At 39.4% G+C, this 11,003-nt stretch carries 12 protein-coding genes and 4 pseudogenes; all 16 read left to right on the top strand.

What is annotated here, in order from left to right; translation table 11 throughout:
* Window positions 1-3,260: transcription-repair coupling factor (gene mfd, locus F8S12_RS19240; protein WP_196517700.1), on the top strand; the 3,260-nt coding region annotated here is incomplete at its 5' end.
* A gap of 35 nt (window positions 3,261-3,295) precedes the next feature.
* Window positions 3,296-3,388 (top strand): annotated as a pseudogene (locus F8S12_RS19235) (DUF433 domain-containing protein); the annotation flags it as partial.
* Between the two features lie 240 nt (window positions 3,389-3,628).
* Window positions 3,629-3,766, top strand: a pseudogene (locus tag F8S12_RS19230) (DUF433 domain-containing protein); the annotation flags it as partial.
* On the top strand, window positions 3,763-3,930 hold the full coding sequence (locus F8S12_RS19225) for a hypothetical protein (RefSeq protein ID WP_196517701.1): 168 nt from the start codon (window positions 3,763-3,765) through the stop codon (window positions 3,928-3,930). The pseudogene F8S12_RS19230 and the gene F8S12_RS19225, both read left to right, overlap by 4 nt.
* Before the next feature lie 252 nt (window positions 3,931-4,182).
* Window positions 4,183-5,703 (top strand): DUF3696 domain-containing protein, encoded by a 1,521-nt coding sequence (locus F8S12_RS19220; RefSeq protein WP_196517699.1) that lies wholly within the window; start codon window positions 4,183-4,185, stop codon window positions 5,701-5,703.
* Window positions 5,704-5,718: 15 nt separating this feature from the next.
* A complete protein-coding gene (locus tag F8S12_RS19215; protein ID WP_196517698.1) occupies window positions 5,719-6,606 on the top strand; it encodes a hypothetical protein in 888 nt (295 codons plus the stop codon).
* 150 nt (window positions 6,607-6,756) lie between these two features.
* Window positions 6,757-6,963, top strand: a pseudogene (locus F8S12_RS19210) (hypothetical protein); the annotation flags it as partial.
* A 44-nt stretch (window positions 6,964-7,007) separates the two neighbouring features.
* A complete protein-coding gene (locus F8S12_RS19205; RefSeq protein ID WP_196517697.1) occupies window positions 7,008-7,232 on the top strand; it encodes a hypothetical protein in 225 nt (74 codons plus the stop codon).
* Entirely contained in the window at window positions 7,233-7,652 is a 420-nt protein-coding gene (locus tag F8S12_RS19200; protein WP_196517696.1) for a type II toxin-antitoxin system VapC family toxin, read from the top strand.
* A gap of 303 nt (window positions 7,653-7,955) precedes the next feature.
* On the top strand, window positions 7,956-8,120 hold the full coding sequence (locus F8S12_RS19195) for a hypothetical protein (protein WP_196517695.1): 165 nt from the start codon (window positions 7,956-7,958) through the stop codon (window positions 8,118-8,120).
* Between the two features lie 27 nt (window positions 8,121-8,147).
* Window positions 8,148-8,477, top strand: a complete 330-nt coding sequence (locus F8S12_RS19190; protein WP_196517694.1) for a DUF433 domain-containing protein — start codon at window positions 8,148-8,150, stop codon at window positions 8,475-8,477.
* A gap of 29 nt (window positions 8,478-8,506) precedes the next feature.
* Complete coding sequence (locus F8S12_RS19185; RefSeq protein WP_230968108.1) at window positions 8,507-8,827, top strand: DUF5615 family PIN-like protein; 321 nt, start codon at window positions 8,507-8,509, stop codon at window positions 8,825-8,827.
* A gap of 139 nt (window positions 8,828-8,966) precedes the next feature.
* A complete protein-coding gene (locus F8S12_RS19180; RefSeq protein WP_196517693.1) occupies window positions 8,967-9,203 on the top strand; it encodes a DUF433 domain-containing protein in 237 nt (78 codons plus the stop codon).
* Between the two features lie 91 nt (window positions 9,204-9,294).
* Window positions 9,295-9,555, top strand: a complete 261-nt coding sequence (locus F8S12_RS19175) for a hypothetical protein (RefSeq protein WP_196517692.1) — start codon at window positions 9,295-9,297, stop codon at window positions 9,553-9,555.
* A 9-nt stretch (window positions 9,556-9,564) separates the two neighbouring features.
* Window positions 9,565-9,639: pseudogene (locus F8S12_RS42405) on the top strand (VapC toxin family PIN domain ribonuclease); the annotation flags it as partial.
* A 27-nt stretch (window positions 9,640-9,666) separates the two neighbouring features.
* Entirely contained in the window at window positions 9,667-10,671 is a 1,005-nt protein-coding gene (locus F8S12_RS19170; protein ID WP_196517691.1) for a DUF4365 domain-containing protein, read from the top strand.
* The last annotated feature ends 332 nt before the right edge of the window (window positions 10,672-11,003 follow it).

The raw sequence follows: 11,003 nt of genomic DNA, 5'->3' as shown, positions 1-11,003 counted from the left end.
GGGGACAGGAGGAAGAAATTCAATCACCAAATCCCAATTCACAATTACCCAAGATGGCGATCGTGGCTACTCAAGGGGCGTTGCAACCCCATTTGCCACCACCAGAAGCTTTTCAGGAATTTTGCTTGACTTTAAAGCGGGGAATGGAATTAGACTTAAATGCTTTCAGTGAGAAAATAACTATTTTGGGGTACGAACGGGTGCCTCTGGTGGAAATGGAAGGGCAGTGGAGTCGGCGGGGCGATATTGTTGATGTGTTCCCGGTTTCATCTGAGTTACCAGTCCGGCTGGAATGGTTTGGCGACGAAATCGAGCAAATACGGGAATTTGACCCAGCAACTCAACGTTCAGCCCTTGACAAAGTTAACCACTTAATTCTTACGCCTACTAGCTTTGCTCCTATCGTCATGGCAGCACTCAGAGACAGTGCTGAGTTTCGAGTGCTGAGTGCTGAGTTAAATTCTGACTCAGAACGGGCTAAACGCCCCGCTACCGCTAACAGCACTCAGCACTCATCACTAATTGAAGGTAGTCGTCGCTTTTTGGGGTTGGCTTTCGAGCAACCAGCATCTCTGCTAAACTACCTATCAGAAAACACCTTGATTGCCATTGATGAGCCAGAACAGTGTCACGCTCATAGCGATCGCTGGGTAGAAAATGCTGAAGAACAGTGGGGAATGGGGAATAGGGAATTGGGAGTAGGGAATGGTGAAGAATCTACCCCCACTCCCCACTCCCTACTCCCTACTCCCTTATCATTACCAAAAATCCATCGGTCTTTTGATGAGTGTTTGGTTGATGTTGCCAAATTTAAAACGTTGTATTTATCGGAATTGGCAGAGGAAAATGATGGGATTAATCTTGCCAGCAGAGCTATTCCAGTTACGCCGCACCAGTTTGCTAAACTAGCTGAAACTATCCGCCAAGAACGCGATCGCAATTTCTCGATCTGGCTGCTTTCTGCTCAACCTTCGCGTTCTGTCTCGCTGTTGCAAGAACATGATTGTCCGGCTCAGTTTATCCCCAATCCCCGCGACTACCTAGCGATCGATAAGCTCCAAATCAACCATACTCCCATTGCCCTAAAATATTCTGGTCTTGCCGAACTCGAAGGTTTTATCCTGCCTACGTACCGATTGGTAATCGTTACAGATCGAGAATTTTTTGGGCAGCATTCCTTAGCAACTCCCGGCTATATCCGCAAGCGCCACAAAGCTACTTCTAAGCAAGTTGATCCCAATAAGCTGCGTCCAGGCGATTATGTAGTTCACAGAAATCATGGTGTTGGCAAATTTGTCAAGCTGGAAAGTTTGATGATTAATAATGAAACCCGTGATTATTTGGTGGTGCAGTATGCTGACGGGTTACTCAGAGTCGCAGCCGATCAAGTTGGTGCTTTATCTCGGTTCCGCGCCGCAGGTGATAAAGCACCGGAACTAAACCGGATGACTGGTAAAGCTTGGGAAAATACGAAGAATAAAGTCCGCAAAGCGATCAAAAAATTGGCGGTGGACTTGTTGAAACTGTATGCAGCGCGATCGCAACAACAAGGTTTTAGCTTTCCAGGTGATATGCCTTGGCAGGAAGAATTAGAAGATTCTTTCCCCTATCAACCTACAACAGATCAACTCAAAGCTGTCCAAGATGTGAAACGCGACATGGAAAGCGATCGCCCAATGGATCGCTTAATTTGTGGCGATGTCGGTTTCGGAAAAACTGAAGTTGCGATTCGGGCTATTTTTAAAGCAGTCATCGCCGGGAAACAAGTGGCACTCCTTGCGCCAACGACGATTTTAACACAGCAGCATTACCATACACTCAAAGAACGTTTTGCTCCTTACCCTGTGAATGTCGGTTTACTCAACCGCTTTCGTTCTGCTGAAGAACGCCGCGAGATTCAAAAGCGATTGGCAACGGGTGAATTAGATGTAGTAGTTGGTACACACCAACTTTTAGGCAAAGGTGTGACATTCCGGGATTTAGGACTGTTGGTGGTAGATGAAGAACAACGGTTTGGGGTAAATCAGAAAGAGAAAATTAAAAGCCTGAAAACTCAATTGGACGTGCTTACCCTCTCAGCTACTCCCATTCCCCGGACTTTGTATATGTCTTTGTCGGGAATTCGAGAAATGAGTTTGATTACCACGCCACCGCCAACTAGACGCCCGATTAAAACTCATCTGTCACCGATTAATTCTGAAAGTATCCGCAGTGCGATTCGTCAAGAATTAGACAGAGGGGGACAGGTATTTTATGTGGTTCCACGAGTGGACGGCATTGAAGAGACAACAGCGAATTTACGAGAAGTGATACCGGGGGCTAGGTTTGCGATCGCTCACGGTCAAATGGATGAAAGCGAGTTAGAATCAACTATGCTCACCTTCAGTAATGGCGATGCAGACATCCTCGTTTGTACGACAATTATTGAATCTGGCTTAGATATTCCGCGAGTCAACACCATTTTGATTGAAGATGCTCATCGCTTTGGATTATCTCAACTGTATCAATTACGCGGTCGTGTGGGACGTGCAGGTATCCAAGCTCATGCTTGGTTATTTTATCCGAAGCAACGGGCATTATCTGACGCGGCACGGCAACGTTTACGAGCAATTCAGGAATTTACTCAACTAGGTTCTGGATATCAGCTAGCGATGCGCGACATGGAAATCAGAGGTGTGGGTAACTTGCTAGGTGCAGAACAATCTGGTCAAATGGATGCCATCGGCTTTGATTTATACATGGAAATGCTGGAAGAAGCAATTCGGGAAATTCGAGGACAAGAAATTCCGCAAGTGGAGGATACCCAGATTGATCTCAACCTCACAGCATTTATCCCAGCAGATTATATTACCGATTTGGATCAAAAGATGAGTGCTTATCGGGCGGTGGCCACAGCTAAATCTAAATCAGAATTAAAGCATATTGCTGCCGAGTGGAGCGATCGCTATGGTAGTTTACCAGTGTCAGCGAATCAACTTTTGCGAGTCATGGAACTCAAACAGCTAGCGAAAAAACTCGGATTTAGCCGGATTAAACCAGAACAAAAGCAGCACGTTGTTTTAGAAACGCCGATGGAAGAACCAGCTTGGAATTTGTTAGCGGCGAATTTACCAGAAAATCTCAAAACGCGCTTTGTGTATTCTCCTGGGAAAGTGACGGTGCGAGGGTTAGGAGTTTTTAAGGCGGATCAACAATTGCAGAGTTTGATTGATGCTTTCGGGAGAATGCAGGGTGCGATTCCAGAGGCGGCTATTGTTTGATCAGTACAAAAAGATTAGTCATCAAGTGAAAACCTATGTCAGACTTACTTAGAAGAATTACATTTAATCCCAAACAATGTGGTGGTCGCCCATGTATTCGGGGTATGAGAATTCGGGTGTCAGATGTATCAATACCTTTGCCAAAATAAGAGCCAACAAAAATTTGGGCAAAAATGGCAAAATGACCCATACATAAGCGTTTAGCTTATAAGGTAGCTTGGAATATCAAACCCTTGATACTACGGACAATACGTTAAAAAACCTTGTGGGAAACCTTGAAGGAATTTTTAGGACTTATTGTTTTTGCCAAGCCTCAGAGAAAAGGGAGTTCAGATATCAACTCACCCTCGTAAATTGGCAAAGGTATTGATGTATTGGACTTGTTTGCATCTGGACTTAGTGCTGAACAAATCTTGGAAGAAATGCCCGATCTTGAGGCCGATGATCTCAAAGCAGCACTTCTATACGCCTCGCGTAAGCTTAATCATCCAGTGTTAGTAGCATGACCATCTGGGTAGACGCGTTTCTAGGGAATCCACCCAAGGCAGGAGCCGAACTTGTTGCTTATTGGCAGAGCGAAGGCGTGATCAATTCACGACCTGATATTACAGATAGTCAAGCATACGCTCGCAAGTTGCGCCATGAAGCCCAAACCCGTGAGCGAGCATAGGTAAAGTTGATGTATTTGCTAGATGCAGACTCTATTTGCTCAAGTGTTAGTAAGATTGTTCATCTGGTTTAGAACTTCGCGTTGTGCTTTTGGGACAACGCGCCCTACGAAAAGAATGTGATCGCAGTATAATTTTACAGGGAGGACAGCAGTATGGAGAAAATTCTATAGTTTATTAGAATTAAACTAAAAATATCTATCTTCCAGAAGTATACTTGATTGAGTAACAGAGTGACTTGAAGGCAAAAATATATGTTGGAAAACATTTCTTTAAAAAACTTCAAGGGATTCAAAGAATTAGAAAATTTAAAGGTTAAACCTATCACTATATTATGTGGAACTAATAGCTGTGGGAAAAGCTCAATTCTGCAAAGTGTACTTCTGCTAAAACAAACCCTTGAAAGTCAAGCTCCAAATCAGATTCTTTTACTAAATGGAAGATTTGTACATTTAGGCTCATTTGAAAACATAATTTTTGATAAAAATCCAGACAACAGATTATGCTTTGAGCTTAACTTTCAGCTTACTAAAGAGGATCAGAAATCAGCCTCTAGAGCAAATGCCATGCCATTGAGATATTTACTGGGGGATCTTTTCCCTAAACGATTATTACCTCAGGCTCACGACATTTTTATCTATGTGAAGGTTGTGTTGAGAGCGCCTAAAGCTAAAAGCAAGAATAAAAGTCATATTAAAACGATAACTGTTGAAGAATTCCAGTTTAATCTTGAGGCAGTAAGTTCAGATAAACAGAAGATACCAGGTGCTTCAATTGATGTAAAACTTGGCGACAATGATTTATACACAATTATTTGGAAAAATTTAAAAAAAAGAATTTCTCGAGAAGAATCAAATAATGAAGGTGAAGTGTTGTCTGCGAAGATAAAATTCACTAATCTATTTTCAATCGGACCAATCTCGATTGAAACTGATTCTGAGAGAATTGCTAACTTTTCAGATGTTTCGTTTTCAATTTATAGAATAAACAACCTGCTTCAAACGATTCTTTCTTCGTATAGTTACATAGGTCCTCTAAGAGAAGAACCATCTAGAAGATATATATATGAAGATGAAATTACAGAAATCGGCGTGAAAGGTGAGAATGCAGCATATATTTATTTGATTGATAAAGATAAAATTGTTTATAATCACTATTTCTATGATCAAAAAGCTAACTCATTCAAGCCTAAAAAGGAATTAACTTTATCTGCTGCCGTACAAGAGTGGCTTGATTTGATGAATATAAAAGGGCTTAAATCTGAGCTTATAAATGAAATTGTCTATTTAAATCTTAATTCAAGCTCTGCTTCTAAAACCCGTGTCAGCATTGCTGATGTTGGTTTTGGAGTAAGTCAAATATTTCCAATTATCCTAGAAGGTTTGAGGATGCCACCTCGAAATACTCTCCTGCTTGAACAACCGGAAATTCATTTACACCCAAATCTCCAGATGCAGTTGGCTGATTATTTTATTGCATTAGCTAAATCTGGAAAGAAGGTGATGGTTGAAACTCATAGCGATCATATTATAAATAGATTAGTTAGAAGAATTGTGGAGGATGATACAGGCGTATTAAAGAGCCTAATTGGGATATATTTTATTAGTGCAACTGATTCTGGTTCTGTATGTGAAGAAATCTGTATTGATGAAAACTTTGGAGTTACTAATTGGCCTGTAGACTTCTTTGATCAAGCTGCATTAGAACAGGAAAATATTTTAAAAGCAGGGCTAAGGAAGCGACAATTGTCTAGAATTAATAATAGTAAAGGTTAAAAATAGGAAGAAGTTGTGAGAACTGTTTTTGATCCTGGAAATTTATTTGTATCTGAATCTGACTGGCATGATGCAGAAAAAAGAGATAATTTTTTACAGCATTTATTAGAAAACTTAGATTATATTAATGATTATCAAATAACAAAAATATATTGGACAGACGAGCTAGAAAAGCTCCTTTGGGATTCTCCACAATTACCACCTTGGCGACTAAATAGAGATTGGAACCTGCCAATAGTTCAAGTTATATATAGAGCTTTTAACAACACTAAAGAGTGTATACAGAACTCTAAAAACCTAACTTCTTGCTTGGCTCAACCTTCTCTAGACTGTAGCGAAATTGGAGACTTAACCTTACTTGCTTTTCTAGAGTTGATGCACATAGTAATTGATAGAAGTGAAAATATATATTTATGTTTAGGTGCTAGTAGAATCAAAGAAGATTATTTTTTTTCATGTGACTGTCACTCTTTTCAAATAACTCCTTTGGTTATCGCCAAACCAGCTGAATGGCTTAATCATATTAATTTAGCATTAGACTATTGGCCTAATAGTTTAGATGAAATTGAAAAGTTTCAAACGGCATTAAACATTATGTTTAAAAAACTAAACAGCAAACCAATTTACGAATATGAGTTCTCAAATGCTTTCTTAAAAGATATCGTTAAAACTAAAGTTCATAGAGAGCAAATTATTGAATATGCTGCAAAGAGGTTAACATTAAACCAGCAAGAAGCAGCTAAAGATTCATATCTAAAAGATGAATATTTAGCACAAACTAAAGAACATCGTTTCAGGATTACTCAACGACCATCCTCAACAAGAATTCACTATAAATATGTTAAGAGGAAGTTCAGGTTTCTGAGATATTACGGTGAAGGTGAACATGATGATGGTCTGTAAAGTCTTGTCTAGTAAATCCTTTGAAATACCATCTCACAGATGATTTGCATTAATTGGAGTTTAAATACTGAGCTAGAAGTCTCGAAACACTTACCTAACGAACAATTGAGGAGGTTAACTATACTCAAACAGTTCGTCATTATTTATGTGATAGTGGTTTATAAGCCGATGGAAGAACCAGCTTGGAATTTATTGGCGGCGAATTTACCAGAAAATCTCAAGACGCGCTTTGTGTATTCTCCAGGTAAAGTTACGGTGCGCGGGTTAGGAGTTTTTAAAGCAGATCAACAATTGCAAAGTCTAATTGACGCTTTCGGGAGAATGCAGGGTGCGATTCCAGAAGCAGCTATTGTTTGAGTGGATGATACCTAAAAATTCAATTAGAGCGGACGGAATAAAATATGTCAATAATATCGGAAAAATTAGAAGAACGAGTAGCAATTTTAGAGGTTGAAGTTGCACTTCTTAAAAGTAAATTAGAGGTTGTTTCCCCCCCGACAATACCTTGGTGGGAGAAGATCGCTGGAACATTTACTGATAACTTAGCTTATGATGAAGCTATGCAACTAGGGCGCGAATATCGTGAATCCCTGCGCTCAAATTTTGTAGAACCACACGATATATAAATGTACGTTTTTGATACCGATCATCTCAGCATTTTGGAACGTAGAGGAGCAGGGGCACAAGGTCTTCTCATGCAGTTGGCAAATGTCAATCCGAATGAGGTTGCAGCAACAATCATCAGCTACGAGGAGCAAATGCGAGGGTGGTTGAGTTATATAAAAAAAGCTCAAACTGTTGAGGGACAAGTTGCAGCCTACAAACTGTTAAAGAGGCAATTAACCAATTACTGTGCTATCCCAATTCTAGAATTTGATGAACAAGCAGGTCAAGAATTCCAACGTCTAAAAAAGGCGTATCCAAGACTTGGCACAATGGATTTGAAAATTGCTGCGATCGCCCTAGTAAATCAAGCCATTCTATTGACTCGTAATTCCTCTGATTTTGGACAAATTGCGGGTTTACGCACAGAAGACTGGACATAAAAGCCATCGCTTTAGCCATAGTTTGGATAAAATTATTGTGCAGTAAATAGTCCATCCTTATATTTATGAAAATCCTGAAGTAGAAAAATCTTGTCAATTCCTGTTCATCGCAATCAAGATTTGAAAGTTAGAACCTTGAAAGCCTTGATTAAAATAGCCTAGTACAGTACGGCGTAAATAAGCCACCCATTTGTAATGTCTGAAACCCTTGCTAAAACTTAATTACGAATTACGAATTACGAATTACGAATTACGCAAAGCGGTACTAGCTATCTTAGTAAGATTTACTTTAATTGTGAATTATTGAGGTATTGTGAGTTTTTGGCAGTGCGATCGCGCTTTGTGTATTCTCCTGGGAAAGTTACGGTGCGCGGGTTAGGAGTTTTTAAAGCAGATCAACAATTGCAGAGTTTAATTGATGCCTTCGGGAGAATGCAGGGTGCTATTCCAGAGGCGGCTGTAGTTTAACTTTATGAATAGAGTCAAAACAAATCTATGTCAGTTATAACAGCTAAATCTTATATAGAATATCGTCAAGATGCTTATTGGATTGCAGGAACTCGGATTTCGCTGGATTCGATTGTTTATGCTTTCCGAAAAGGATTATCGCCTGAAAGCATTGTTAATTCTTTTCCGTTACTGACACTTGAACAAGTTTATGGAGCGATCGCGTTTTATCTAGCCAATCGTGCTGATATTGATGCTTATCTAGAAGCCGAGTCAGCAGCATTTGATACTATGTCTCAACCAGTACAAACCGCCGATCCTGCTTTGTATAACAAGCTCATGGCAGCCAAGGCAGCAAGACAACAGGTAGAATCGTGAATATTATTAGCTACTAAGCCGATGCTGATTTGAATCAAGCGATCGTTACGGGAGTTCTGCGACAAGAACGCTGGATTGACTTCCAAACAGCCTTGGCTGCTGGATTAGAAGGCGTAAAAGATTCTGAAGTATTAGCGATCGCAGCACAGCAAAGACGTATCCTCGTCAGCCATGACCGTAAAACAATGCCATCAGAGTTTGCCGAGTTCATTACCAGCAATCATAGTGCAGGAGTGATCATTATTTCGCAAAAGCTACCAGTTGAAGCTGCGATCGAGGAACTGCTGATAATTTGGGCGATATCTAGTGCAGAGGAATGGGTTGATCGGATTGCAAAGCTGCCTCTTTGAAATGCGCTGGAATGGTTGATCAATGTATCGGCGTAGACTAAACAAAATGCAAAGTGCGTAGGCATAGCCCGTCGTAGACATCGCAGAGGCGGCTATTGTTTGATCAGTAGAAAAAGATTAGTCTATCAAGTGAAAACCTATGTCAGACTTACTTAGAAGAATTACAGTTAATCCCAAACAATGTGGTGGTCGTCCATGTATTCGAGGCATGAGAATTCGGGTGTCAGATGTACTGGACTTGTTTGCATCTGGACTTAGTGCTGAACAAATCTTGGAAGAAATGCCCGATATCAAGGCCGATGATCTTAAAGCAGCACTTCTATACGCCTCGCGTAAGCTTAATCATCCAGTGTTAGTCAAAATCAGAGGAGACTAGCAATTGTAATGAGTTAATGTAGTTTTATTTCCCTACTCTTTTTGCTCAAGTTTCTATCAATTTAGAACCAAACTTATACAGGATAACCAGAGTGAGTATTAATCTTGATTTGCCGCCAGAGCTAGAAAATGAGCTTTTTACTGAAGCTTCTCGGCTAAAACTGCCTCTTTCTGAATACATTCTTCGGATTCTTTCTGTGAGGCAGGTTTTAGCAAATCCACCAAGGACAGGAGCCGAACTTGTTGCTTATTGGCAGAGCGAAGGTGTAATCAACTCACGACCTGATATTACAGATAGTCAAGCATACGCTCGTAAGTTGCGCCATGAGGCTCAAACTCGTGAGCGAGAATAGGTAAAGTTGATGTATTTGCTAGATACCGACGTTTTGATTGATATTCAACGAGGTCATGCTCCTGCAATAACTTGGTTTGCCAATAAAAAGGTTAGTAAAAGTTAATTTAATATGAAAGCTAATTTAAATTCACATACAGGAAGAATCGGTGTTGCTGCTACAGAACTAATTTTCAATAGATTAGGTTGGATATTTCGTGAACAACCAATAGAGGATTATGGCATTGATGCTCATGTTGAAATAGTTGAAAATGGTAAAGCAACAGGCAAACTAATTGCATTACAGATAAAATGTGGTGATAGTTGGTTTAAAGAGACAACAGAGGATGAAATTGTTTTTCGCGGTAAAGCAAAACATTTAGAATATTGGCAAGATCATTCATTGCCAGTCCTAATCATTCTATATAATGACCAAGAGGGTTATGCATATTGGCAAGTAGTTAACAAAAACACAGTTAAAAATACTGGTATAGATTGGAAACTACTCATCCCATTTGAGCAGAAGATTGACGAAAGTTCCAAAATACAAATTGAAAAATTTAGCAAAAAATTAACTGCTGCTAGTGACTATACTATTCTCTCTCTACGCGATGTTAGTCATGGACGAGTGAAAAAATATTCAGCTAATATACTTTTAAGCAAAGAATTCACAAAATCTGAAATTACTCGAATCATAAAAGATGTTACTACTGAGTTGATAACTAGACAATACTATAGAAATAAAGAAGTAAAACAGCATTGGAAAGGAAAAAATACTGACATAATTTGGCTATTCTTATACTTGTCGCTAGACGATGTAAGTAAGACAAATTCGATATGTAGAACTCAATGGATTAGTAAAGAACTACCTCCTGAGTGTTCACCCATCAGGCTAGATGGTGAGTTCATTGATGATGAAACAAGTGTTGATTGGAACGAGCGTTACAGAGACATTTCAAGGTTATTAAGCTCTTATGAGGTAACTAAAGAAGATTATTTAGATTCGATGCTCGATATTTTGAAGGATGTAAAATATGTTGTTGCCCAAATCAGTGAGTTGATAACTAAATATGATTCAGAAAAATTAGATGAATCGAGATACATGAGCTTCATGACAAAGCAGCAATTCTCATTTTGAAATAAATAGGGTATTAATCGCCATTTTGAAATTCAATACGTAGCACAAAATAATTAGTTTTTTAGGGAAAGGCGTAGGCGCAGCGCGCACTTCTCTACAAGACGCTCCGCAAAGGGCAAGCTCAGTGACCACCGCAGGCATCACTAAAAAATAATTGACTACAATTATTAAGTATAAATACTGACATATTTGAGGGATTTGCTTAAAAACGAAGGGTAAATCCAGGAAAGTAGTTCTGTTTTTAGAATATAGAACTTAATTAAAATAACAATTTATAATAGTTATCGAGCTTTGGTAAAATTAGTGAATTGAAAAATATTAATTAGTCAAAC

Origin of the sequence: Nostoc sp. WHI, assembly GCF_015714725.1 — a bacterium.
GTDB lineage: Bacteria > Cyanobacteriota > Cyanobacteriia > Cyanobacteriales > Nostocaceae > Nostoc.
This window is presented reverse-complemented; position numbering and strand designations above follow the sequence as displayed.

Bases quoted from the DNA above. Each gene is read 5' to 3' on its own strand.
- F8S12_RS19220 (WP_196517699.1), top strand. From the start codon at position 4,183: ATGTTGGAAAACATTTCTTTAAAAAACTTCAAGGGATTCAAAGAATTA.
- F8S12_RS19200 (WP_196517696.1), top strand. From the start codon at position 7,233: ATGTACGTTTTTGATACCGATCATCTCAGCATTTTGGAACGTAGAGGA.
- F8S12_RS19205 (WP_196517697.1), top strand. From the start codon at position 7,008: ATGTCAATAATATCGGAAAAATTAGAAGAACGAGTAGCAATTTTAGAG.
- F8S12_RS19170 (WP_196517691.1), top strand. From the start codon at position 9,667: ATGAAAGCTAATTTAAATTCACATACAGGAAGAATCGGTGTTGCTGCT.
- F8S12_RS19180 (WP_196517693.1), top strand. From the start codon at position 8,967: ATGTCAGACTTACTTAGAAGAATTACAGTTAATCCCAAACAATGTGGT.
- F8S12_RS19190 (WP_196517694.1), top strand. From the start codon at position 8,148: ATGTCAGTTATAACAGCTAAATCTTATATAGAATATCGTCAAGATGCT.
- F8S12_RS19225 (WP_196517701.1), top strand. From the start codon at position 3,763: ATGACCATCTGGGTAGACGCGTTTCTAGGGAATCCACCCAAGGCAGGA.